Origin of the sequence: Neisseria sp. RH3002v2g, assembly GCF_014596425.2 — a bacterium.
In the GTDB taxonomy this organism is placed as follows: domain Bacteria; phylum Pseudomonadota; class Gammaproteobacteria; order Burkholderiales; family Neisseriaceae; genus Neisseria.
In genome coordinates this window covers 18,042-41,518 of the sequence record NZ_CP110721.1, presented here as the reverse complement: position 1 = coordinate 41,518, position 23,477 = coordinate 18,042, and the positions used below count along the sequence as shown (strand labels likewise).

General features: G+C 53.7%; 20 protein-coding genes and 1 riboswitch. Of the genes, 3 read left to right on the top strand and 17 right to left on the bottom strand.

Annotation, left to right across the window (positions count from 1 at the left end; translation table 11 throughout):
- Window positions 1–31 precede the first annotated feature (31 nt).
- From BBP27_RS00180 to gcvT, 11 genes are all read right to left on the bottom strand, one after another.
- On the bottom strand, window positions 32–934 hold the full coding sequence (locus BBP27_RS00180; protein WP_188211892.1) for a DMT family transporter: 903 nt from the start codon (window positions 932–934) through the stop codon (window positions 32–34).
- A gap of 84 nt (window positions 935–1,018) precedes the next feature.
- Window positions 1,019–2,707, bottom strand: a complete 1,689-nt coding sequence (locus tag BBP27_RS00175) for a glutamine--tRNA ligase/YqeY domain fusion protein (RefSeq protein ID WP_188211893.1) — start codon at window positions 2,705–2,707, stop codon at window positions 1,019–1,021.
- A 105-nt stretch (window positions 2,708–2,812) separates the two neighbouring features.
- Window positions 2,813–3,592 (bottom strand): DeoR/GlpR family DNA-binding transcription regulator, encoded by a 780-nt coding sequence (locus BBP27_RS00170; RefSeq protein WP_070836822.1) that lies wholly within the window; start codon window positions 3,590–3,592, stop codon window positions 2,813–2,815.
- A gap of 72 nt (window positions 3,593–3,664) precedes the next feature.
- Window positions 3,665–4,378 (bottom strand): GntR family transcriptional regulator, encoded by a 714-nt coding sequence (locus BBP27_RS00165; RefSeq protein WP_049348122.1) that lies wholly within the window; start codon window positions 4,376–4,378, stop codon window positions 3,665–3,667.
- Between the two features lie 259 nt (window positions 4,379–4,637).
- The gene (locus tag BBP27_RS00160; RefSeq protein ID WP_003748849.1) at window positions 4,638–5,057 is read right to left on the bottom strand and encodes an OsmC family protein; all 420 of its coding nucleotides are present in this window, start codon (window positions 5,055–5,057) and stop codon (window positions 4,638–4,640) included.
- Between the two features lie 111 nt (window positions 5,058–5,168).
- Window positions 5,169–5,978, bottom strand: coding sequence for a bifunctional hydroxymethylpyrimidine kinase/phosphomethylpyrimidine kinase (gene thiD, locus BBP27_RS00155; RefSeq protein ID WP_049328565.1), 810 nt, complete (start codon window positions 5,976–5,978; stop codon window positions 5,169–5,171).
- 225 nt (window positions 5,979–6,203) lie between these two features.
- On the bottom strand, window positions 6,204–9,056 hold the full coding sequence (gene gcvP / locus BBP27_RS00150) for an aminomethyl-transferring glycine dehydrogenase (RefSeq protein ID WP_188211894.1): 2,853 nt from the start codon (window positions 9,054–9,056) through the stop codon (window positions 6,204–6,206).
- A 55-nt stretch (window positions 9,057–9,111) separates the two neighbouring features.
- The gene (locus BBP27_RS00145; protein WP_188211895.1) at window positions 9,112–9,663 is read right to left on the bottom strand and encodes a DNA-3-methyladenine glycosylase I; all 552 of its coding nucleotides are present in this window, start codon (window positions 9,661–9,663) and stop codon (window positions 9,112–9,114) included.
- A 107-nt stretch (window positions 9,664–9,770) separates the two neighbouring features.
- Window positions 9,771–10,157: a glycine cleavage system protein GcvH gene (gene gcvH / locus BBP27_RS00140; protein WP_070734733.1), complete on the bottom strand. Its 387-nt coding sequence runs from the start codon at window positions 10,155–10,157 to the stop codon at window positions 9,771–9,773.
- An 88-nt stretch (window positions 10,158–10,245) separates the two neighbouring features.
- Window positions 10,246–10,647, bottom strand: coding sequence for a hypothetical protein (locus BBP27_RS00135; RefSeq protein ID WP_070774256.1), 402 nt, complete (start codon window positions 10,645–10,647; stop codon window positions 10,246–10,248).
- A 117-nt stretch (window positions 10,648–10,764) separates the two neighbouring features.
- Window positions 10,765–11,865 carry a glycine cleavage system aminomethyltransferase GcvT gene (gene gcvT / locus BBP27_RS00130; RefSeq protein WP_188211896.1) on the bottom strand — a complete coding sequence of 367 codons (1,101 nt, stop codon included), beginning with the start codon at window positions 11,863–11,865 and terminating at the stop codon, window positions 10,765–10,767.
- A gap of 210 nt (window positions 11,866–12,075) precedes the next feature.
- A riboswitch (glycine riboswitch) is annotated at window positions 12,076–12,172 on the bottom strand.
- Window positions 12,173–12,378: 206 nt separating this feature from the next.
- On the opposite strand from gcvT, the gene ubiB reads away from it, so the two are divergent.
- Entirely contained in the window at window positions 12,379–13,890 is a 1,512-nt protein-coding gene (gene ubiB, locus BBP27_RS00125) for a ubiquinone biosynthesis regulatory protein kinase UbiB (protein ID WP_107792191.1), read from the top strand.
- A 75-nt stretch (window positions 13,891–13,965) separates the two neighbouring features.
- On the opposite strand, the gene BBP27_RS00120 is transcribed toward ubiB, so the two are convergent.
- The 6 genes from BBP27_RS00120 to BBP27_RS00095 form a co-directional block, all read right to left on the bottom strand.
- Entirely contained in the window at window positions 13,966–15,336 is a 1,371-nt protein-coding gene (locus tag BBP27_RS00120) for a chloride channel protein (protein WP_107792192.1), read from the bottom strand.
- 77 nt (window positions 15,337–15,413) lie between these two features.
- Window positions 15,414–16,634, bottom strand: a complete 1,221-nt coding sequence (gene argJ, locus BBP27_RS00115) for a bifunctional glutamate N-acetyltransferase/amino-acid acetyltransferase ArgJ (RefSeq protein WP_049348113.1) — start codon at window positions 16,632–16,634, stop codon at window positions 15,414–15,416.
- Between the two features lie 43 nt (window positions 16,635–16,677).
- Window positions 16,678–17,379, bottom strand: a complete 702-nt coding sequence (locus BBP27_RS00110) for an LrgB family protein (protein WP_049322517.1) — start codon at window positions 17,377–17,379, stop codon at window positions 16,678–16,680.
- Window positions 17,379–17,723, bottom strand: coding sequence for a CidA/LrgA family protein (locus BBP27_RS00105; RefSeq protein ID WP_049322516.1), 345 nt, complete (start codon window positions 17,721–17,723; stop codon window positions 17,379–17,381). Before BBP27_RS00105 ends, BBP27_RS00110 begins: the two co-directional genes overlap by 1 nt.
- A 183-nt stretch (window positions 17,724–17,906) precedes the next feature.
- Entirely contained in the window at window positions 17,907–18,653 is a 747-nt protein-coding gene (locus BBP27_RS00100) for a HesA/MoeB/ThiF family protein (protein ID WP_188211929.1), read from the bottom strand.
- Between the two features lie 49 nt (window positions 18,654–18,702).
- On the bottom strand, window positions 18,703–19,167 hold the full coding sequence (locus BBP27_RS00095) for a cyclic pyranopterin monophosphate synthase MoaC (RefSeq protein ID WP_107857350.1): 465 nt from the start codon (window positions 19,165–19,167) through the stop codon (window positions 18,703–18,705).
- A gap of 187 nt (window positions 19,168–19,354) precedes the next feature.
- Here BBP27_RS00095 and ppc point away from each other — a divergent pair, with 187 nt between their 5' ends.
- A complete protein-coding gene (gene ppc / locus BBP27_RS00090) occupies window positions 19,355–22,057 on the top strand; it encodes a phosphoenolpyruvate carboxylase (protein ID WP_188211897.1) in 2,703 nt (900 codons plus the stop codon).
- 142 nt (window positions 22,058–22,199) lie between these two features.
- Window positions 22,200–23,291 carry a redox-regulated ATPase YchF gene (ychF, locus tag BBP27_RS00085; RefSeq protein ID WP_188211898.1) on the top strand — a complete coding sequence of 364 codons (1,092 nt, stop codon included), beginning with the start codon at window positions 22,200–22,202 and terminating at the stop codon, window positions 23,289–23,291.
- Window positions 23,292–23,477 lie beyond the last annotated feature (186 nt).

Sequence of the window (23,477 nt, the reverse complement as noted above, 5' to 3'; positions counted from 1 at the left end):
TATCGCCAAAAATCCGAGTATTTACCCAACTTCAGACGGCCCTCTGCCCGTACCTCATCAGCGTCATGCCGCCGACCGCCGCCGCACAGCCTGCGACCAGCGAAATATGCAGTGGTTCGCCCAAAAACCACGCCGAAGACAGCACACCGAAAATCGGCACGAGCGTAATATATGCCGCCGCGCTGCCTGCGCCCAAAGTCTTTACACCTTCGAAATACCACGCATAGGCCAATACCGTCGCACCGATGACCAGCCACGCCAAGGCCGTCCAACCGCGCCCATCCATTGCCGCTATCGCTTCAAACGGTATTCCGTCCGTCCACAACGCCACCACCGACAACATCAACGCACCAATGAACGACGTTGCCGTCGTTACCGTCAGCGCGTCTATCCCGCGCAAAACCGCACGACCAATTAAGGTATAAGCCGCCCAACAGACCACGCAGCCGAAAATCAGCCACTCCCCCGCCTTGATGCCGCCCGACAATACCGTCAACGGCTGCCCTTGCGTTACCACCATAATGGCACCGCCGACCGCCAGCAGCATACCCGCCAAAATCTTCGCATTTAAACGCTCGCCGAAAAACCAAGTTGCCAACAGCAGCGTCAACACGGGGTTCACCGCCACAACCACCGCCGCTTTGCCTGCCGGCATAGTCTGCAAACCCAGCATAAAAAACACCGCATAGCCGCACACGCCGACGGAAGCGGCTGCCGTCAAACCCAGCCATTGCCGTGCCGACAAAGCCGCCAAAGTCGTGAACCTGCTACGCGCAAACAACCAGCCCAACAACAAAACCGAAGCCAAGACAAACCGAACCGCCCCGCCCGTCAGCGGCGGCAGCGACTGCCCCAACATCCGCCCCATCGGCCAGGACGCGCCCCACAACACCGCCATTCCCAGCAGTTTCAAATGTACAGAATAACGTTCCATCACATCCCTTTTATCGACAAAGGCCGTCTGAAAACCGGATTTCACGTTTTCAGACGGCCTTCCAGTATCGCTGTTACAAACAGATTACTTAGGCTGCCAAGAATCTTTCAGCGTTACCGTGCGGTTAAACACCGGCGTGTCTTTGCTGTGGTCTTTGCGGTCGGTGACGAAATAGCCGATGCGTTCAAACTGCCAACGGCTCTCCGCCGGCAAATCTTTTGCAACAGGCTCGGCGTAGGCAGTGATTTCCTTGATGGATTCAGGGTTGAGGAAATCGGTAAACGGCAGGTAGTTGCCGTCTTCGCCGCGCACGGCATCGGGACGCTCGACGGTAAAGAGGCGGTCATAGAGGCGGACTTTGATTTCTGCTGCGTGTTCGGCAGACACCCAGTGAATCACGCCTTTGACTTTTCGGCCTTCGGGATTTTTGCCCAAGGTATCGTGGTCGATGCTGCATTTGAGTTCGACTACATTGCCTGCCTCGTCTTTTACCACTTCATCGCACTTGATGACATAACCGTGGCGCAAGCGCACTTCACCGCCGGGAATCAGGCGTTTGAAGCCTTTGGGCGGATTTTCGGCAAAGTCGTCGGCTTCGATGTAGATGGTTTGTGAAACAGGTACTTCGCGATCGCCCATTTCTTCGTGGTTCGGATGGAACGCGGCACGGCGGCTTTGGGTTTTACCGGCTTCAAAGTTGGTCAGGGTGACTTTGAGCGGATTCAAAACCGCCATCAGGCGCGGGGCGGAGTTTTCCAGCTCTTCGCGAATCGCGCCTTCCAACACGCTCATATCGACCACGTTTTCAGATTTGGAAATACCGGCGCGTTTGGCAAACAGGCGCAGGCCTTCGGGCGTGTAGCCGCGGCGGCGTATACCGGAAATGGTCGGCATACGCGGATCGTCCCAGCCGGCAACGTGGCCGTCCGAAACCAGTTGGTTCAGCTTGCGTTTGGACGTGATGGAATACAGAAGCTCCAAACGGGAAAACTCGTATTGACGCGGACGGGTGGCGTGCAGCGCAGGAATGTTGTCCAACACCCAGTCGTACAGCGGGCGGTGGGCTTCAAATTCGAGCGTACACAAGGAATGCGTGATGCCTTCGATGGCATCGGAGATGCAATGCGTGTAGTCGTACATCGGGTAGATGCACCATTTGTCGCCGGTGTTGTGGTGATGGGCGCGGCGGATGCGGTAGATGACGGGGTCGCGCATATTGATATTGCCTGATGCCATGTCGATTTTCAGGCGCAGGGTTTTGCTGCCGTCCGGGAATTCGCCGTTTTTCATGCGCGTGAACAGGTCGAGGTTTTCTTCGACGCTGCGGTCGCGGTAAGGGCTGTTTTTGCCCGCTTCGGTCAGCGTACCGCGGTATTCACGCATTTCTTCGGGCGTCAAATCATCGACATAGGCCTTGCCGTCTTTGATTAAACCGACGGCGTAGTCGTAAAGCTGGTCGAAATAATTGGAAGCGAAACGCGGCTCGCCCGCCCAATGGAAACCGAGCCACTCGACGTCTTCTTTGATGGCGTTGACGTATTCATCGTTTTCTTTTTCGGGGTTGGTGTCATCGAAACGCAGGTTGCACAAGCCGTCATAAATATACGCCAAACCGAAGTTCAGGCAGATGGATTTGGCGTGGCCGATGTGCAGGTAGCCGTTAGGTTCGGGCGGAAAACGGGTTTGGATGGCTGTATGTTTGCCGCTTTTGAGGTCTTCTTCAATGATGGTGCGGATAAAGTGGTTGTCCGCGAATTGGTCTTTATTCAACATAATATTTCTTTGATGGGAAAATGATTTTCTGTTTTCAGACGGCCTAGGCATTCAATCAAGCCGTCTGAAAGGAATCGAATGATGGCTCAATTGTACCCGACTTGGCTACTTTGATACAGGGTCGGCAACCTGCCACGCTACGCCGCGCTCGTTTAGGGTTTTCTGCATGGCGGCGGATGGTGTGCGGTCAGTAAACAGCTTATCGAATGCGCCGATATCGCCCAGTCTGACCAAGGCATTGCTGTTGAACTTGCTGTGGTCGACGCCGAGATAGCGCACGCGGGCATTGTTCACCATTGCCTGCATGACGCTGACTTCCTTGTAATCGTCATCCAAAAGCGAGCCGTCGTTTTCTATGCCGTGGGTGCTCATGATGGCATAGTCGACTTTGAATTGGTTGATGAAATCGACGGTTGCCACACCCGTAATGCCGCCGTCCAACGGACGGACCACGCCGGAAGCGATGATGACCGTGTAGTCGGTACGCGCCGCAGTGATGGAGGCGGCGTAAATGTTGTTGGTGATAATCCGCAGGTTTTTACGCTGTCTGACCAACTCGGCGGCGACGGCTTCCATGGTTGTGCCGATGCTGATAAAGAGCGAGGCATTGTCGGGAATGGTGGAAGCAATCAGCCGGGCAATGGCGTTTTTTTCCTGCTGCTGATGGTTGCGCCGCTCCTGCCCTGCCGTTACGACTGAAACGTCGCCCAAAGATGCGCCGCCGTGATAGCGTTTGAGCTGTCCGGTTTCGCTCAATTCCTGCACATCGCGGCGTATGGTTTGCGGCGTCACATCCAAATTCGCCGCCAGCTCTTCCACCGTCATGAAGTTATGTTCGCGGATAAGGGTGAGGATATGTTCGTGTCTTTGGATTTTGGGTTTCATAGCGTTTTGCTTTGCAGGGATAAACCAATGGCCGTCTGAATATTTCAGGCGGCCTTTTTATTGTCAAACCGATTACATTTCGAGTTTCTGTTCCAAGCGTTCGATGCACGCGCTCAAGTGGCGGCGCATGACTTTGGTTACACGGTTGCGCTTGCCGGCCACCAACAAATCGAGGATTTCGCGGTGTTCATGGTGCGAATTGGAATTGATGGTGCGCTTTTCTTTGCGAAGCGGATCGGAAACGGCCACAATCAGTGAAGAACGCGCACACAAGGTATTCATGATTTCAAACAGGACGTCGTTGTCCAGCAACCTCGCCAATTCGACATGGAAGGCATTGGACAGGCGGTTCCAACCCACGCGGTCGCCGCTTTCGGAGGCTGCGGCCTCTTGCTCAATCATGGCGTAAAGCGGTTGCAGGCGCGTTTCCAAATCAGGCATATCAATGAGGACGCTCAAAATCATGCTTTCCATTTCGATACGCGTGTTGAACACGTCTTTCATTTCTTTCAAGTCCGGCACATGGACAAATGCGCCGCGATTGGGCTGCAAATCGACGATTTTGTCGTGCGCCAAAAGCGATAATGCGCCACGCACGGTATTGCGCGAGCAAACCATTTGCCGGCACAGCTCGGACTCGGTCAATTTTTTGCCCGGCAGCAGCAGATGGTCGGTAATCCCGTCCAAAATCAATGCATACACGCGGAAAAGCTCGGAATCGTGACGCTCTTCCAAAATAAGCGATGAAGTTGCAGGTGCAACGTTGGTATTATTTTCGTAATCCATAATGTTTCCCCAGTATTTGTGTTGAGGCGCAATGGCTTGCAGACCTGCATATTTCAGGGTTGGTTAAAATATAATTAAAAATTGTTGACAATGTTAAACGAAACTTGCACAATGAGGTCAACAAGCCAAGTTATAAAGGCTGATAGAGAGAGAGAAAAAGGAATAAAAAGCAAGCAGATATATTCATGTTAATGCGTGAATATATCTGCTTTTTTGTGGGCAGCCGTTTCACGCTCCGGCTTTTTCCTTGAAAACCGCCCTATTCTGCTTCGACGATTTCGAAGCTGTGGCTCATTTTTGCCGCTTTGCCCAGCATAATCGATGCGGAGCAATATTTTTCGGCGGACATCTGTACGGCACGTTCAATCGCACTTTCTTGCAAACCCCGGCCATACACTTTGAAGTGGATATGGATTTCGGTAAACACGCGCGGCGCGGTGTCGGCGCGTTTGGCAGTCACTTCAGCACGGCAGTCGGTGATTTTTTGGCGTTGTTTCTCGGCAATCATCACCACATCGATGCTGGAACAACCTGCTACACCCAACAACAGCATCTCCATCGGGCTCGGGCCGCGCTTGACTTCGCCTTCAGCCGCCGCGCCTTCCATCACAACGCTGTGTCCGTTTGCCGTTGTACCGACGAAGCACATTCCGTCTATCCATTTTGAAGTCACTTGCATGGTGTGTTTTTCATCCGTAAAAGCATTAATCCGATATTGTAAACAATTTCAAGTGATAAACCTAGTCAGGCCGTCTGAAAAATACAATCAATTACAATTGGCCTAAACGCATTATTCGTCCCGATACGCCCAATGATTGACCGGCCCGTGCCCTGCCCCGATGCCCAAAGGGTGGGAAATGGCGGCGGCAATATAGTTTTTTGCCGTTTGAACCGCCTCGGACACGCTAAACCCTTTTGCCAGCTCGGCAGTAATGCAGGCCGAAAACGTGCAGCCTGTGCCATGCGTATGCGGCGTTGGGAAACGTTTACTATTCAGCTCGATGGTTTCGTATGGCGTAAACAGCCAGTCGGTGCAATATTCGCTTTGGCTGTCGGCAAGATGGCCGCCTTTAATCACCACATTTTTCACACCCCAATCCTGAAGAATTTTGGCGGCACGTTCCGCATCTTGGCGGTTTTCAATATTGATACCCGTCAATGCCTGCGCTTCGGGCAGATTGGGCGTCAAGACGTCCGTATGCGGCAGCAGCAGGCGTTTCATGGCTTCGACGGCTGAGTTTTCCAACAACGGTGCGCCGCCTTTGGCAATCATAACCGGATCCAACACGCGTTTGCCGAAGTCGCATTCGGCGGTTTGTTCCGCCACGCACTCGATGATTTCCGCCGTACCCAGCATGCCGATTTTATAAGCGCGGATTTGAAAATCCTCCTGAATCGCGGCAATCTGCGCGGCAATCATGTCGGTCGGTATCGGATGCACTGCCGATACGCCCAAAGTATTTTGTGCGGTAACCGCGGTCAGTACGCTGGTGCCGAACACGCCGCGCATCTGAAACGTCTTCAAATCCGCCTGTATGCCTGCGCCACCACCGGAATCGGAGCCGGCAATCGTCAGCGTTTGAATAAAAAGTTCGTCCATCGTGTCCTCCTGTTTTTCAGACGGCCTTTTGCTTATCGTTGTTGAAAGCCGTTTTGGTTTTATCCGCAAACAAAGGCATGCGCCGTTTATCTTTCCGAAAGCCTTATTTGTTGTTTTATCCAAAACAAACGTACGTTCTCGGGCGGAATATCTTAACAAACAAAAGGCCGTCTGAAAACTATTTTCATTTTCAGACAGCCTGTTCAATTTTAAACCTATTCAGGCTTATTCTTCGTATGCGTCAATCGGCAAGCAGGAGCAAACCAGATTGCGGTCGCCATAGACCTCATCCAAACGTTTCACGCTCGGCCAGAATTTGTTTTCACGCACGAACGGCAACGGGAAGACGGCTTCTTCGCGGGAGTACGGGTGCGCCCATTCGCCGGTTACGTCGGCGGCGGTGTGCGGGGCGTTGACCAGCGGGTTGTCGTCTTTCGGCCATTCGCCGCTCTCGACTTTCAGCACTTCCTGCTTGATTTGTTTCAGGGCGGCGATGAAGCGGTCGAGTTCGGCTTTGCTCTCACTTTCGGTCGGTTCGATCATCAGCGTGCCGGCAACGGGGAAGGATACGGTCGGGGCGTGGAAGCCGTAATCCATCAGGCGTTTGGCGATGTCGGTTTCGGTAATGCCGCTTTCGGCTTTGAGCGGACGCAAATCGACGATACATTCGTGCGCGACGCGGCCGTTTTTGCCTGTGTAGAGAACGGGATAGTCTTCGCTCAGGCGTTTGGCGACGTAGTTGGCGTTGAGCAATGCCCAGCGCGTCGCCTGTTCCATGCCTTGTTTGCCCATCATGGTCAGGTACATCCAGGTAATCGGCAAGATGGACGCGGAACCGAAGGCGGCGGAGGAAACGGCGGTTTGCCCGGCACTTGCGCTATGCGTGTCGGTCAATGTATGACCTGGGGCAAACGGGGCGAGGTGGGCTTTCAGACCGATGGGGCCCATGCCCGGGCCGCCGCCGCCGTGGGGGATGCAGAAGGTTTTGTGCAGGTTCATGTGCAACACGTCCGCGCCGACTTCGGCGGGCTGCATGATGCCGATTTGGGCGTTGAGGTTGGCGCCGTCCATGTAAACCTGTCCGCCGTTTTCATGGATGATGCGGCAGATGTCGCGGATGCCTTCTTCGTACACGCCGTGGGTGGACGGGTAGGTAATCATGATGGCGGACAAGGCGTCGCGGTGTTGCTCGGCTTTGGCTTTCAAATCGTCGATGTTGACGTTGCCGTGTTCGTCGGTATCGACGACGACGACTTTCAAACCGAGCATGGCGGCGGTGGCGGGGTTGGTGCCGTGGGCGGATTTGGGAATCAGGCAGATGTTGCGCTGCGCTTGGCCTTGGGCTTCCTGATAGCGGCGGATGGCGAGCATACCGCTGTATTCGCCCTGCGCGCCGGAGTTGGGCTGGAAGGAAATCGCGTCAAAGCCGGTGATGGCTTTCAGGCTGTTTTCCATGTCGGTCAAGAGTTCGCGGTAGCCTGCGGTTTGGGTTTCGGGGGCGTAGGGGTGGATGTCGGAGAACTCCGCCCAAGTAATCGGCAGCATTTCGGCGGTGGCGTTGAGCTTCATAGTGCAACTGCCCAGCGAAATCATGCTGCGGTTCATCGCCAAATCGTGGTCTTCGAGTTTCTTCAGGTAGCGCAGCATTTCGTGTTCGGTGTGGTAACGGTTGAACACGGGATGTTGCAAGATATTGTCTTGGCGCAGGAATTCGGTTTTCAGACGACCTTTGACGTCGTCTGAAAGCGTGAAGGTGTTGTTGCCGGTGAAGGCGTAGTACAACACGGCAAGGTCTTCGCGCACGGACGTTTCGTGGAAGGCGGCGGCGATTCGGGTGTCGCTGACGCGGCGCAGGTTGTAGCCCAATTCCAAAGCGGTTTGGAACACTTTGTCCGCTTTTTCTTTGCTGCCGAAATCGACGGTAACGGTATCGAAGAAGACTTCGTGAACGACTTTGAGGCCGTCTGAAACCAGCGCGTCGGCAAAGGCGGAAGCCAGCGCGTGAATGCGGTTGGCGATGCGTTTTACGCCTTCGGGGCCGTGATAAACGGCGTACATGCCCGCCAAGTTCGCCAGCAATGCCTGCGCGGTACAAATATTGGACGTGGCTTTTTCGCGGCGGATGTGTTGCTCGCGGGTGGACAACGCCATGCGCAGCGCGGGTTTGCCCGATGCGTCTTTGGATACGCCGATGATGCGGCCCGGGGCGGAGCGTTTGAACTCGTCTTTAAAGGCGAAATAAGCGGCGTGCGGCCCGCCGAAGCCCATCGGTACGCCGAAGCGTTGTGTGTTGCCCAGCGCGATGTCCGCGCCCAATTTGGCAGGCGATTTCAGCAAGACCAAGCTCATGATGTCGGCGGCAACGGCGACAATCGTGCCTTTGGTTTTCAGACGGCCGATAACGTCCTGCAAGTCTTGCACGTCGCCGTCTTTGCCGACGTATTGGAACAGCGCGCCAAAGTATTCGCCTTCATCCGCTTGGGCAAAATCGCCGACCACCAGCTCAAAGCCGAAATATTTGGCGCGGGTTTTCATCACGTCCAACGTCTGCGGATAAACGCGCTCGTCCACAAAGAAACGCTCGGATTTCACCTTGCCCACGCGATGCGCCATCGCCATCGCTTCGGCGGCGGCGGTCGCCTCGTCCAACAAAGACGCGCCTGCCACAGGGAAACCGGTCAAATCGATACACACTTGTTGGAAGTTCAGCAACGCTTCCAAACGACCCTGCGCGATTTCCGCCTGATACGGCGTGTAGGCGGTGTACCAGCCCGGATTTTCCAACACGTTGCGCAAAATCACGTTCGGCACGCGGGTCGGGTAATAGCCCAAACCGATATAGGACTTGTTGATCACGTTTTTCGACGCAATGCCTTTCAATTTCGCCAATGCGTCCGCCTCGGTCAAGGCTTCGGGCAAATCGAGTTCGGACGGCATACGGATGCTTTGCGGCACGGTGTTGCCGACAAAATCGTCCATGCTCTTCTCGCCGAGCGCTTCCAAAAGCGCAGCCTCGTCGCCAAAGCTCAAATGGCGCGCGGCAAATTCGTTCGGGTTGAATAATTCAGATAGTTTCATTTCTACTCCTTTTTTGTTATCGGTATCAAAACCGCTTTTTCTTTCAGATGTTGTTTCAGACGGCCTCCGCCCACTTCGGACGACATGCCAATATTTCCCTATAAACCGGACAGCTTTCCGCATGCGCGCCGGGCAGGTAGCCGGTACTCATCAGAAATTCGCCGACGATTTCGCCGCCGACAAATTTGAAATGTTTTTTAAACAGCTTCACCCATTCAGCCTTGTCGAGCGGATGGTGTGCATCCAGCCAGTTTTTGAATGAGCCGTATTCTTGCTGTATTTGTTTGATTTGTCGCGCGTTATAAATGGCTGCATTAATTTTCAGGCGATTGCGGACGATGCCTGTATCGGCAAGCAGCCGCTCAATATCGGCTTCGTCAAATGCGGCGACCGTCTCGATGTCGAAACCTTTAAATGCCGTCTGAAATGCCTGCTGCTTCTTCAGCATCAGCGTCCAACTCAATCCTGCCTGATTGATTTCCAACACCAGCCGCTCAAACAATTCATTGTCGTCCTCAATCGGAAAACCGTATTGCGTGTTGTGATAATGTTGGTTGGGGTTGTCCGTATCGTTGGGTAGCGTGGCGACAAATTCGCAGTAATTCATGTTTATTGAGGAAAAATTGAAACAAAGGCCGTCTGAAAGTATTTTTCAGACGACCTAAGACCTGCACCATCAAACAGGCGTAAAACCTGTTTGGATGTTTGCAAAAATCAAGCTACTTCGCCTGCGTATTGTTCGGCAGTCAACAGACCGTCGTAATCGGCAGGGTTGGCAGGTTTGATTTTGAAGAACCAGCCTGCGCCGTAAGGGTCGCTGTTGGCAGTTTCCGGCGCGCTGGGCAAATCTTCGTTGACGGCAACGACTTCGCCTGCAATCGGCGCGTATACGTCGGACGCTGCTTTCACAGACTCAACCACACCGGCTTGCTCTTCGGCAGCCAGGTTTGCACCGACTTCGGGCAGCTCGACGAACACGATGTCGCCCAACAGCTCTTGCGCGTGGTGGGTAATACCGACAGTGATGGTACCGTCTTCTTCAAGGCGCAGCCATTCGTGGCTGGCAACGTATTTCAATTCGGCTGGGATGTTGTTGCTCATGGTTTGGTTCTCCTTTAAGAACGGTTTAATTTAGCTAGTAGTGAATCTCGCGATACTCTCCTACTAAGTGTAAGTGTATAAGCAAACCTTACAAACAAAAAACTTTATGAATCCTAGTATCTGAATATTGATATGGGCCATGAATAGAAGCCGACCAGCCATGTAAATCAACAATTCTTTCCAAATGTTTGAATTGCACTTTCCAATCTACATAAACTCTCCATTCTTCAAAATCAATATCTTTCACAATACCCAACGCTCTAACTTCCATTTTTTGTTCAGGTACACTATGAATTTTCTTTACTGCTATCTTATCTCCAATAGAAATCTCCTTGAATTTTTCAATCTGCCTTTCTATTGAATTTGGTCCTTTACTTTCTTCCCCCGTTGGAACCTTCTTATTCCAACAATACCAATAACCCCGTTCTATAAAGCTCTCTAAGGCATCATCCACACCACCAAACATGGCACCTACAATCCAATAATTCATCACAACAAACTTTCTTTTTTATTTGAATACCATTTCTAACTTCTTAATTTAGGTAAATCAATACCCATTTTTTATTTCAGACGACCTTTACTTTGACAAAGGTCGTCTGAAACCGCATCAGTCAAACTGTTTCTGTCCGTTGCGCACAAACGGCAGCTTCAGTACGCGCACATCGACTTCCTTGCCGCGAATCAGCACTTTGGCAGTATCGCCGTCAAATTCTTTCGGTACGCGGGCGATGGCGATGGATTGTTTCAGGCTGGGCGAGAATACGCCGCTGGTGGTTTCGCCTTTGCCTTTGTCGGTCAACACTTCCATATGCGCGCGCAGGATGCCGCCTTTGTCGAGCAGCAAACCGACTTGTTTGACGGCAACGCCTTTTTCTTTCAATGCCAGCAAGGCGGCTTTGCCGACGAAATCGCGGTTTTCGTCTTTCAAATCAACCGTCCAACCCATGCCTGCTTCGAGCGGGCTGGTGTCGTCGTCCATATCGTTGCCGTAGAGGTTCATGCCGGCTTCCATGCGCAGGGTGTCGCGTGCGCCGAGGCCGCAGGGCTGTACGCCGGCTTGTTGCAGGGCTTTGAAGAATGCGACGGCTTCGGTGCCGGGCAGGATGACTTCGACGCCGTCTTCGCCGGTGTAGCCGGTGCGGGCGACAAACCAATCGTTGCCCAAATCCGCGCCTTGGAACGGTTTGAGATTATGGACGACATCCGCCCATTCAGGTTTGACGGTCAAAAGTTTTTCGATGGCTTTAGGACCTTGTACGGCGAGCATGCCGAGGTCGTAGCGCGGATTGAAGGCAACGCCGAACTCTTGTCCGACTTTGTGGAATTGGGCAGTGTCTTTTTCGCGGGTCGCGCCGTTGGATACGATGCGGTATTGGGTTTCGGCTTCGTTGGTGCGGTAAACAATCAAGTCGTCAATCACGCCGCCGTTGTCGTTGAGCAGCGCGGAATAAAGGGCTTTGCCGACAAAAGCAAGTTTGGCGACATCGTTGGCAATCAATTTGCGGAAAAAGGCTTTGGCATTTGCGCCTGCTACGTCGGTAACAAGCATGTGGGATACGTCGAACATACCGGCGTCGGTGCGCACGGCTTCGTGTTCGGCGATTTGTGAACCATAATGGATGGGCAGCTCCCAGCCGGCAAAATCTACCAGCTTCGCGCCTGCATCTTGATGGGCTTGATAAAACGGGGTGGTTTTCAGGGCAGTCATTCTCAAGTTTCTCCGGATTTATTGTTCAGATGCCGCCCGCGCACCTATGCGCGGATGACCCTATCTGTCCTTGAACCTGAGATTTTCGGCCGTATCCGCTGGATGGCAAACCAGTCTGCTCACTGTTTTGCGCGGTTGTCTGAATGGTGGTTCAGACGGCCTTCTCCCCTTCGGTGGACGTTATTCAAACGCCGCTCTCCAGATTGTTTGTTTCAATGTGCAGTCCCTGATACCTGAGCGATTTAAGGGTGTCTGCGCCTTCGGTGGCCACATGTAGTTGGATGTAGCTCTCTCCTGCACATTTCCCGATTATGGCTTGAATCGGCGGTTTGGGCAAGTGGCCGACGAATATTTATGATGTGAATATTCATCTTTTTATCAAAACGGCCGACCGCAAACCTTTGCGAAATTGCCGGATATGCGGCAAACATTTTTGCAAAAGTCTCAGGCCGTCTGAAGCCCTTACCCGTTTTTCCTATATAATTCTGTTTTTTCGATTTATCCGCGCCCACCATGAACCGCCTCAAACGCATCAAAACCATCCTCTGCACGCTCTACCGCTACCGCCTTGCCGAGCTGATTGCCTCGCTGGTCCGTCCGGGCTGGGCGCGGACTTTCCTCAATATGCTGCCGCAGTCATCCAAGTTCAAACACGAGACGCCTGCCGTGCGCCTGCGTCTGGCTTTGGAAAGCCTGGGGCCGATTTTCATCAAATTCGGACAGGTATTGTCCACGCGCCCCGATTTGATTCCGCATGATTACGCGGTCGAACTGGCCAGGTTGCAAGACAAAGTGCCGCCGTTTGACGCGCAGCTTTCGCGCTCGCAAATCGAAAAATCTTTAGGCCAATCCATCGACACTTTATACGCGGAATTTGAAACCGAACCCGTCGCCAGCGCGTCCATCGCCCAGGTACACAAAGCCCGCCTGCATTCGGGCGAACAGGTCGCAGTGAAAGTCTTGCGCCCTAACCTTTTGCCCGTTATCGAACAGGATTTGTCGCTGATGCGCTTTGGTGCAGGCTGGGTGGAGCGTTTGTTTTCAGACGGCAAGCGTTTGAAGCCGCGCGAAGTGGTGGCCGAATTTGACAAATACCTGCACGACGAATTGGACTTGATGCGCGAAGCCGCCAATGCCAGTCAGCTCGGACGCAATTTCCAAAACAGCGATATGCTGATTGTACCCAAGGTGTTTTACGACTACTGCACCAGCGACGTACTGACCATCGAATGGATGGACGGCACGCCGGTATCCGATATTGCCAAACTCAAGGCCGATGGCATCGATTTGCACAAACTTGCCGATTACGGCGTGGAAATCTTCTTTACGCAAGTTTTTCGAGACGGTTTTTTCCATGCGGATATGCATCCCGGCAATATTTTGGTCGCCGCCGACAACCGCTACATCGCCCTCGATTTCGGCATCGTCGGCACGCTGACCGATTACGACAAACGCTATCTCGCCATCAACTTCCTTGCCTTTTTCAACCGCGATTACCACCGCGTCGCCACCGCCCACATCGAATCAGGCTGGGTGCCTGCCGACACGCGCGCGGAAGAATTGGAAGCGGCTGTCCGCGCCGTGTGCGAGCCTGTGTTCAACAAACCGATTTCGCAGATTTCCTTCGGCTTGGTGCTGATGCGCCTGTTTGAAGTCAGCCGCCGCTTTAATGTCGAAATCCAACCGCAGCTGGTATTGCTGCAAAAAACGCTGCTCAACATCGAAGGCTTGGGACGCCAGCTTGATCCCGATTTGGACTTATGGAAAACCGCCAAACCGTTTTTGGTGAAATGGATGAACGAACAGGTCGGCCCCAAAGCCCTTTGGCGCAATCTCAAAAACGAAGCCCCCGACTGGGCGCAAATCATCCCTTCTCTGCCGCGCAAAATCAATGCGTTGGTTGATGAAAACCGCCAGCAGGAAATGCGCGATGCCTATGTGCACTTGGTCAAAGTGCAGCAACGCCAAAGCCTGTGGCTGGGTATGATTGCGGTTGTTTTGTTGCTGATTTTACTGTTTAAATAAACCGCAATACAGATTTAAACGACATAATAAAGGCCGTCTGAAATTTAGTTTTCAGACGGCCTTTTATATGCCTATCTATTCTTTTTTCTCATGCGGAACATGTCCGCTTTCGGCTTCAATATGCCGCCTGAAGCGCAAACCTGCGGCATGGTAAAACGGATGCGGCGAGAATTGGCGCGAGACTTGCGAAGCGAAGATGCACGTCAGCAGCATCCAAAACAGCAAATTCTGTCCCCCCGTCATTTCCATTACCACTACGGCGGCAGTCAACGGCGACTGGGTCGCGGCGGCAAGGAATGCGGCCATGCAGAGCAAAACCGCGACGTTGGACGCGTCGCCCAGTTGCGCGAAAGAGGCCATGTGTTCGCCTATCATCGCACCGATGGTTAACGACGGAGTGAAGATGCCGCCGGGAATGCCTGCCCAGTAGCTGAACACGGTTGCCGCCCATTTTGCGGCAGCCAAGCCGATTGGTGCTTCATACGCGCCTTTGAGTGCGGCGGCGGCTTCGTGATAGCCCGTGCCATAGGTTTTGCCTTGATAAAACGTACCGAGCAGCGCCAGCAAAATGCCCATTACAAAGGCGACCACCAACAAATGACGGCGGATGAAACTGCGCCAGCGCACCGGTGCGAATGCCGCCGCGCCGCGATACAAAAAGCTGCCGAACAATCCGCCTGCCACGCCGCAGACGATGCCCGACACCGCGGCCCACATCAGCATATTTGGCAACTCATGCCCTTGAAACCCTGAAAAATACGGGTTGTTGCCCTGTATCGCCACTTGAATGAAACCGGCCGCCAACACGCCCATCAGGATTTGGCGCTCCCAACGCAAAAGCACGCCGCGCCCCAATTCTTCGATGGCAAACACCACGCCGGCCAAAGGTGCGTTAAACGCCGCCGCCAAACCGCCGGCCGCGCCTGCGGCAATCAAATCGTTTTCCTGCATGCCCCTAAACGCCAGCCCGTGCTTTTTACACCACGCGCCCCAAGCGTTCATGACCGCCGCACCCACTTGTACAGACGGCCCTTCCCTACCGATCGACGCCCCCAAAATCATGCCCAAAAACGTCAGCGGAATCTTAAAAAAGGTTTCGCCCAGACGAATCAGACGGGTTTTCTGCGCGCCATACGGCAAAGACAACGAAGCAATGACCTGCGGAATACCGCTGCCGGAAGTGTACGGCGCAAATTTGCGCGTAAACCATGCCAAAAGCGGCAAACCCAGCGGCAAAGCCACCCACGCAAACCACGGATATTTGCCCGCCAACAAAGCGTTCCATTCCAAAGCCAAATCCGCCAAACGCGCAAACAGCAAAGCCGTCAGGGCAACCAGCGCCGAGCCTGCCAGCAAAAACAGAAAGGCCATGCTTTTTTTCGACAAGCGTTTGGTTTGGCGGATTTTGTGGGCGAGGCGCGCCGCCCAAGTCTGTGGAAATTTCATCATAAACACGCAGTAAATATGTTCAGACGGCCTTGATGCTTTTCTCAAAGGCCGTCTGAAAACAAGGATAAAGGTTTTTAAGAACGGTAATCCGCGTTAATAGACACATACTCGTGCGACAAATCGCAGGTATAGACGACCGCCTCCGTATCGCCACGTTGCAAATCGATGCGGACGGTGATTTCCGGACGGTTCATCACGGCTTGCCCTGCCTCTTCGGTATAGCTTTCCGCGCGGCCGCCGTTTTCGGCCACCAACACGTCATCCAGCCACATTTTCAAAGCATCGACATCCAGGTCTTCAATACCGGCATAGCCGACGGCGGCCAACAAACGGCCCAAGTTCGGGTCGGAGGCAAAGAACGCGGTTTTCACCAAAGGCGAATGGGCGACGGCATAAGCCACCTTACGCGCCTCTTCGCGGGTTTTCGCGTTTTGCACTTCAATCGTGATGAACTTGGTTGCGCCCTCGCCATCACGGACAATCGCCTGCGCCAATTCCAAAGCCAGCGAACCGAGCAAGGCTTTGAGCTGCGCATAGCGCGGATCGGCGGTATTGTCGATTTCGCTCTGACCGCAACGGCCTGTCGCCATAATCACGAAGCTGTCGTTGGTGCTGGTATCGCCGTCCACGGTAATCGTATTGAAACTTTCGTCTGCGATTTCTTGCGTCATCAGCTGCAAAATCGGCTGGGACACTTTGGCATCGGTGGCAATAAACGACAACATGGTCGCCATGTTCGGATGAATCATCCCCGAACCTTTGGCGATGCCGGTGGCGCGGACTGTGTGTTTTTCGCCGACCAAGCCTTGGCGCGAAGCGGCTTTCGGTACAGTGTCCGTCGTCATGATGGCACGCGCCGCGTCCGACCAGAATGCAGGGCGCACTTGCGGCAAAGCGGCCACGATTTTATCCACAGGCAAGGGTTCTAAAATCACGCCGGTCGAAAACGGCATCACCTGATTGGATTGGCAGCCGACCTGTTCCGCCACGGCCGCGCACACTTTAATCGCGTCCAGACGGCCTTGCGCGCCGGTACCTGCATTGGCATTGCCCGTATTAACGACTAAGGCACACACACCGTCTTGGTCAAACAGATGCGACTTGGCGATATGCACCGGCGCGGCGCAGAAACGGTTTTGCGTAAACACCGCGCCCACCGTATGTCCGCCGCCCAACACCATCAGCGTCAAATCGTCGCGGTTTTGCTGCTTGATGCCGGCACGACCCGTAAACAGACGAATGCCGTCGATTTCCAACAATTCGTCTGCACGTTTTTCAGTCAAATTTACAGCCATATCATTTTCTCCTGTTTTACACTGTTTTCAGACGGCCTAAACGCTATACGCCCAATAAGGGAATCAAAATAGGCACCAATACCGCCGTCAATACGCCGTTGAGCGTCAAGCCCAAGCCGGCATAGGCGGCCATACGGCGGCCGTATTCCAAAGACGCCGCAATCCCCATCGCATGGGAGGCCGTCCCTAAAGACATCCCCACTGAAGAAGGCATATACAACGCCCCTTTCAACACTTTATATCCGGCCATCTGTCCAAAAAGTCCGGCGATAATTACCGTTGCCGCTGTAATCGCCGGAATACCGCCGACCGATGCCGTGATTTCAATCGCAATCGGGTTGGTCACCGATTTGGAAGCCAACGACAAAACCACATCGCGCGACGCGCCCAGCCATTTGGCGAAATACACGCCCGTAACAATGCCCGTCACGCTGCCCGCCAATTGCGACAACACCACCGGCAACCACTGGCTGCGGATACGGTCCCAATTTCGATAAAGCGGCACGGCCAGCAATACGACCGCCGGTTTCAACCAAAAATCGATAAACTGCGCCGCGTCGTGATACAGCTCGTAATCGATGGCAAATACCTTCAAATACCCCATCAACACCAGCGTGCTGATCAATACCGGATTGCACAAAACGTTTCCCGTGCGCACCCGAATCTGCACCGCCAAAGCATAAACGGCCAAAGTCAGAAACAGCATAAGCACGGGCATACGCAACAAATTGTCGATATCGCCCATCACATCAGCCTCCTGACCCACTCATGCACTTTGCCCGTGACCAACAACACGCACACCGTACTGGCGATGGTGGCCGTCAAAATCGAAAACCAGTCGTTTGCAATCACATCCAAATAGCTGATGACGGCCACGCAAGGCGGCACCAAAAACAAAGTCAGGTTCGCCATCAAAATGTCCGCCAGCTCTTCCACCCAAGACAATTTGACCCAGCCGGCCTGAAGCGCGGCAAACAGCAAACCCATGCCGACAATGCTGCCCGGCAGTTTCAACCCCAAAATCCAAACGGCCGCCTCGCCCAAAGTCAGGCAACCCAATACCACCAATAAGGCACGAATAATATTCATTAAGCCGGTTTCTCCCTATCTTTTTCAGACGGCCTCAAAAAATTTATTAATCATTGAATCATATCGTGCCACAGGCCGTCTGAAAAGGGAAGAAACGCCTTCTTTCAAGTTTAATGAAAGATAAGCATGATTACTCCGGCGGATTGGCTTCGGAGCAGTGAAACCTTTGCCCTGCTTTTGTCTTTAACGGCCGCCGCAAACCGGACATTCGGGATTGCGCCTTACCCCGTATTGCCGCCATTGTCCGCTCAATGCGTTGTAGGTGGAAAGTTTGCCGTGTGACGGCGTGCCGATACCGAGCAGCACTTTGAGCGCTTCGGCGGCTTGGGTCGTTCCGATAACGCCGACCAAGGGCGAAAAAACGCCGAACAATGCACAAGCGCCGTCGTCGGCTTGTTCGCCGTCAAACAGGCAGGCATAACAAGGCGTATCGGGAAGGTCGGGCCGGTACACGGCGATTTGTCCGTCAAAGCGGACGGCCGCGGCGGAAACCAAAGGCGTGCGCGCGGCAACGGCGGCGCGGTTAACCGCCTGGCGCGTGGGATAGTTGTCGGAACAATCGAGGATGATGTCGGCGGCGTTTGCCAATTCGACAAGCTTGGCCTCATCGAGAAATTCGGCTATGGCGGTAATGTGTGTTTGGCTGTTGATCTGTTTCAGACGGCCTTGCATGACCAAAGCCTTGTTTTTGCCGATGTCGGCTTCGGTAAACGTGATTTGGCGTTGAAGGTTGGTCTCGTCGACGGTATCGGCATCGGCAATCGTCAGGCAGCCGATACCGGCGGCGGCAAGATACGGCAAGGCCGCCGCACCCAGCCCGCCGCAACCGACAACGAGCGCATGGGCGGCCAAAAGTTTTTCTTGGCCTTCGATACCGATTTCATCCAGCAGGATATGGCGGCTGAACCGCAAAAGTTGTTGATCGTTCATCATAACAATAAGGCCGTCTGAAACCGAATATTCAGACGGCCTGAGTGATTTAGAAATTAATATTTTCGTAGGCGTTGTCAAACAGGAAAGGACGTCCTTCGCTGCTGGTTTCGGATTCGAGGCGGATGCCGCTGAGCATCATATTGCGGTCAACGTCTTTCATCATGTCGTAAACGCTCAAAAGTGCCAAATTGAGGCCGGTCAGGGCTTCGGTGGCAATGCTGCCGTTGCTGTGCGCTTGGACGGTCAATGTGGCTTTCAGGCAGGCCAGCTCGACGTTAATATCGAAATCAACCTGCACGCCGATGATGCGGCCGGGCAGGTGCAGCGGAATCAGGTTGCCGCTTTGTTTGATGTTTTGAATGGCGGCAACGCGGGCGATGGTCAGGATGCTTGCCTTTTCGGTTGCATTCTCTATCAACACCCGTATCGCCTGCTGGCTCATGTTGATGGTGCCGACGGCGACGGCGGTGTGTTGCTCAGGAAAATCGGGCTGGTTGGGGAATTCGATCATGGGGTTCTCGCCTCTGTTTTGACAGTCAATATTTTACGGCATTTTACAGACACCGGCCACGCGGCGGATACGGACGGCTGTTTTCCGGTTTGAAATGTATCGGACGGCAGCATTGGCAGTTTACAAAAATTTGCTATACAATGGATTCGGGACAAACCCAAATTAACATTTAAATAAGAGAAAAATCATGCAACTGCATATCTTAAACAATCCCAAAGATGCCGCTTTGGCAGCGGATGCGGAATTTTTAAAACAGTCTCTGTTCAATCTGCTGCATGAGGAAGCATCGCCTTTGGTGGTCGAAACCGTTAAGTTGTTATCGACTTCAGACGACAGCGCCGCCTTGATTGAGAAGGTGTGGCCGCAACTGGACGAACAGCAAACCCACGATTTAACCCTGGCCTGCGGTCTGTTCGCACAAATTCTGAACATCGCCGAAGACGTGCACCACGAACGCCGCCGCCAAATCCACGAAGAAGCCGGCCACAGCGGCGCGGAAGGCAGCCTGACGGAAACCGTGCGCAAGCTCAAAGCCGGAAAAGTCAACGGCAAAGCGTTGCAGCAACAACTGGACAACACGGTCGTTACCGCCGTTTTGACCGCGCACCCGACCGAGGTGCAACGCCAAACCGTCTTGAGCTTCAACCGCCGCATCCGCGCGCTGCTGCCGCAACGCGAACGCTGCACTAATCCTGATGCACTGGCTCAATTGCGCCGCGAAATCGACACCGTGCTTTTGGGCTTGTGGCAGACCAGCGAAACGCGCCGCCACAAACTCAGCGTCAACGACGAGATCAACAACGGTGTATCCATCTTCCCGATGAGCTTCTTTGAAGCCCTGCCTAAACTCTACCGCACAATGGAACGCGATTTTCAGACGGCCTATCCCGGTGTCCGCGTTCCGAATATTCTCAAAATCGGCGGCTGGATCGGCGGCGACCGCGACGGCAACCCGTTCGTTTCTGCCGAAACCTTGCGTTTTGCGTTCAGACGGCATGCCGACGCCGTATTCCGTTTCTATCGCGGCGAACTCGACAAACTCTACCGCGAGCTGCCGCTCTCCATCCGCCGCGTCAAAGTCAACGACGATGTAATGGCACTTTCCGCCCAGTCTCCCGATGAAGAAATCGCCCGCACCGAAGAACCCTACCGCCGCGCCATCGCCTACATCATGGCCCGCGCCATGGGCAAAGCGCGCTCACTCGGTTTGGGCATGGGCTGCAAATTCGGCTTCCTCGAACCCTATGCTTCGGTTGAAGAATTCCTCAACGACCTGAAAAAACTGCAACGTTCGCTCTACGAAAACGGCAGCCAACTGCTGGCAGAAGGCCGTCTAGCCGACATTATCCGCAGTGTGTCCGTGTTCGGTTTCCACATGATGCCGCTCGACCTGCGCCAACACGCAGGCAAACACGCCGATGTGGTTGCCGAACTTTTCCAACACGCAGGCTTGGAAGACTACAACAGCCTGAACGAAGAGCAAAAACAAGCCGCCCTGTTGCGCGAATTAAGCCATCAACGCCCGTTGTACAGCCCGTTCATCACATACAGCGACCATACCCGCCACGAACTGGCGATTTTCAACGAAGCGCGCAAAATCAAAGACGAATTCGGCGAAGATGCCGTGACGCAAAGCATTATTTCCAACTGCGAACAACCCAGCGACCTGCTCGCCTTGGCATTGCTGCTGAAAGAAAGCGGCCTGTTGACAGTGGAAAACGGCAAACCGCGCAGCCGTATCAACATCGTACCTCTGTTTGAAACCATCGAAGCGCTCGAAAACGCCTGCCCGGTCATGGAAACCATGTTCCGCCTCGACTGGTATGACGCCCTGCTCGAAAGCCGCGGCAACATCCAAGAAATCATGCTCGGCTACTCCGACTCCAACAAAGACGGCGGCTACGTTACCAGCTCATGGTGTCTGTATCAGGCCGAGTTGGGCTTGGTCGAACTCTTCAAAAAATACAATGTCCGCATGCGCCTGTTCCACGGCCGCGGCGGCAGCGTAGGCCGCGGCGGCGGCCCGTCTTACCAAGCCATTTTGGCGCAACCCGCAGGCAGCGTTGCCGGACAAATCCGCATTACTGAGCAAGGCGAAGTCATTACCGCCAAATACGCCGACCCGGGCAATGCCCAACGCAACTTGGAAACCTTGGTCGCCGCGACTTTGGAAGCCAGCATCCTGCCGGACAAAAAAGACCCTGATGCCAAACTGATGCAGGATTTGTCGGACGTATCGTTCAAATACTACCGCGAACTGATTACCCACCCCGACTTCATCGACTACTTCCTGCAAACCAGCCCGATTCAGGAAATTGCCACCCTCAACCTCGGCAGCCGCCCCGCCAGCCGCAAAACCCTGGCGCGGATTCAGGACTTGCGCGCGATTCCGTGGGTATTCTCCTGGATGCAAAACCGCCTCATGCTGCCGGCTTGGTACGGTTTCGGCAGCGCAGTGGAAACCTTGTGCGAAGGCAAACCCGAAACCCTCGCCGCCCTGCGCGAACACGCCCAAAGCAACCCGTTCTTCCAAGCCATGCTCTCCAATATGGAACAAGTCATGGCAAAAACCGACATCACTTTGGCGGAAAACTATGCCGGCTTGAGCGAATCGCCCGACAAAGCAAAAGTCATCTTCGGCATGATCAAGGAAGAATACCAACGCAGCCGCAAAGCACTGCTCGACCTGCTGCAAACCGAAGAGCTTCTGCGCGACAACCGCAGCCTCGCCCGTTCGCTTGCCTTGAGGATTCCATACCTGAACGCCCTCAACGGCCTGCAAGTCGCCATGCTCAAACGCCTACGCAAAGAGCCCGACAATCCGCACGCCCTGCTGATGGTTCACTTGACCATCAACGGCGTAGCGCAAGGTTTGCGTAATACCGGTTAAAGCAGTACGGAAAAAAAGGCCGTCTGAAACAGTTTTCAGACGGCCTTTTTATGATGAACATACACCAGCATTGCGACTGTTTTGAGTACCTCCACAATATGCTATAATCCGCCGTTAAACTTTTAACTTTTCAGGAAAAACCATGAGCTTGAAATGCGGCATCGTCGGTTTGCCCAACGTCGGCAAATCCACCCTATTTAACGCGCTGACCCAATCGGGTATCGAAGCGGCAAACTATCCTTTCTGTACCATCGAACCCAACGTCGGCATCGTTGAAGTCCCTGATCCGCGTATGGCCGAATTGGCAAAAATCGTCAATCCGCAAAAAATGCAGCCTGCCATCGTCGAATTCGTCGACATTGCCGGTTTGGTTGCAGGCGCGAGTAAAGGCGAAGGCTTGGGCAACCAGTTCCTCGCCAACATCCGCGAGACTGACGCGATTGTTAACGTTGTACGTTGCTTTGACGACGACAACATCGTTCACGTTGCAGGCAAAGTCGATCCGATTGCCGACATCGAAACCATCGGTACAGAATTGGCACTTGCCGACCTCGCCAGCGTCGAAAAAGCCATCGTCCGCGAAGAAAAACGCGCACGCTCAGGCGACAAAGACGCACAAAAACTGGTCGAGCTGTGCAAAAAACTGCTGCCGCATCTGGACGAAGGCAAACCCGTCCGCTCCTTCGGTTTGGACGCAGAAGAACTCGCCATGCTCAAGCCGCTGTTCCTGCTGACCGCCAAACCTGCCATGTACGTCGGCAACGTTTCCGAAGACGGTTTTGAAAACAATCCGCACCTCGACCGCCTGAAAGAATTGGCTGAAAAAGAAAACGCGCCTGTCGTTGCCGTTTGTGCCGCGATGGAGAGCGAAATTGCCGAGTTGAAAGACGATGAAAAAGCCGAATTCCTCGCCGAAATGGGCTTGGAAGAACCGGGCTTGAACCGCCTGATTCGTGCCGGCTACGACCTCTTGGGCCTGCAAACCTACTTTACCGCCGGTGTCAAAGAAGTCCGCGCCTGGACTATCCACAAAGGCGACACTGCGCCGCAAGCCGCCGGCGTGATTCACACCGACTTTGAACGCGGCTTCATCCGCGCCCAAGTTATCGCCTACGAGGACTTCATCGCTTTAGGCGGCGAAGCCAAAGCCAAAGAAGCCGGCAAAATGCGTGTGGAAGGCAAAGAATACGTCGTACAAGACGGCGATGTGATGCACTTCTTGTTTAACGTATAAACCCGGTAAAACGCTTTTTCAGACGGCCTTTTCTAAGATTAAGGCCGTCTGAATTTATTTTCAGACGGCCTCACGTCTTGAAATATCAACAAAACAAGACATTATCTCCATAATAAATACGGGCATGACCCGTAATTTTTCTCTCTTTAAATCTCTCATCTCTTACCAACACCTTACCTAAAAATA

Bases quoted from the DNA above. Each gene is read 5' to 3' on its own strand.
- BBP27_RS00180 (WP_188211892.1), bottom strand. From the start codon at position 934: ATGGAACGTTATTCTGTACATTTGAAACTGCTGGGAATGGCGGTGTTG.
- BBP27_RS00175 (WP_188211893.1), bottom strand. From the start codon at position 2,707: ATGTTGAATAAAGACCAATTCGCGGACAACCACTTTATCCGCACCATC.
- BBP27_RS00170 (WP_070836822.1), bottom strand. From the start codon at position 3,592: ATGAAACCCAAAATCCAAAGACACGAACATATCCTCACCCTTATCCGC.
- BBP27_RS00165 (WP_049348122.1), bottom strand. From the start codon at position 4,378: ATGGATTACGAAAATAATACCAACGTTGCACCTGCAACTTCATCGCTT.
- BBP27_RS00160 (WP_003748849.1), bottom strand. From the start codon at position 5,057: ATGCAAGTGACTTCAAAATGGATAGACGGAATGTGCTTCGTCGGTACA.
- thiD (WP_049328565.1), bottom strand. From the start codon at position 5,978: ATGGACGAACTTTTTATTCAAACGCTGACGATTGCCGGCTCCGATTCC.
- gcvP (WP_188211894.1), bottom strand. From the start codon at position 9,056: ATGAAACTATCTGAATTATTCAACCCGAACGAATTTGCCGCGCGCCAT.
- BBP27_RS00145 (WP_188211895.1), bottom strand. From the start codon at position 9,663: ATGAATTACTGCGAATTTGTCGCCACGCTACCCAACGATACGGACAAC.
- gcvH (WP_070734733.1), bottom strand. From the start codon at position 10,157: ATGAGCAACAACATCCCAGCCGAATTGAAATACGTTGCCAGCCACGAA.
- BBP27_RS00135 (WP_070774256.1), bottom strand. From the start codon at position 10,647: ATGAATTATTGGATTGTAGGTGCCATGTTTGGTGGTGTGGATGATGCC.
- gcvT (WP_188211896.1), bottom strand. From the start codon at position 11,865: ATGACTGCCCTGAAAACCACCCCGTTTTATCAAGCCCATCAAGATGCA.
- ubiB (WP_107792191.1), top strand. From the start codon at position 12,379: ATGAACCGCCTCAAACGCATCAAAACCATCCTCTGCACGCTCTACCGC.
- BBP27_RS00120 (WP_107792192.1), bottom strand. From the start codon at position 15,336: ATGAAATTTCCACAGACTTGGGCGGCGCGCCTCGCCCACAAAATCCGC.
- argJ (WP_049348113.1), bottom strand. From the start codon at position 16,634: ATGGCTGTAAATTTGACTGAAAAACGTGCAGACGAATTGTTGGAAATC.
- BBP27_RS00110 (WP_049322517.1), bottom strand. From the start codon at position 17,379: ATGGGCGATATCGACAATTTGTTGCGTATGCCCGTGCTTATGCTGTTT.
- BBP27_RS00105 (WP_049322516.1), bottom strand. From the start codon at position 17,723: ATGAATATTATTCGTGCCTTATTGGTGGTATTGGGTTGCCTGACTTTG.
- BBP27_RS00100 (WP_188211929.1), bottom strand. From the start codon at position 18,653: ATGAACGATCAACAACTTTTGCGGTTCAGCCGCCATATCCTGCTGGAT.
- BBP27_RS00095 (WP_107857350.1), bottom strand. From the start codon at position 19,167: ATGATCGAATTCCCCAACCAGCCCGATTTTCCTGAGCAACACACCGCC.
- ppc (WP_188211897.1), top strand. From the start codon at position 19,355: ATGCAACTGCATATCTTAAACAATCCCAAAGATGCCGCTTTGGCAGCG.
- ychF (WP_188211898.1), top strand. From the start codon at position 22,200: ATGAGCTTGAAATGCGGCATCGTCGGTTTGCCCAACGTCGGCAAATCC.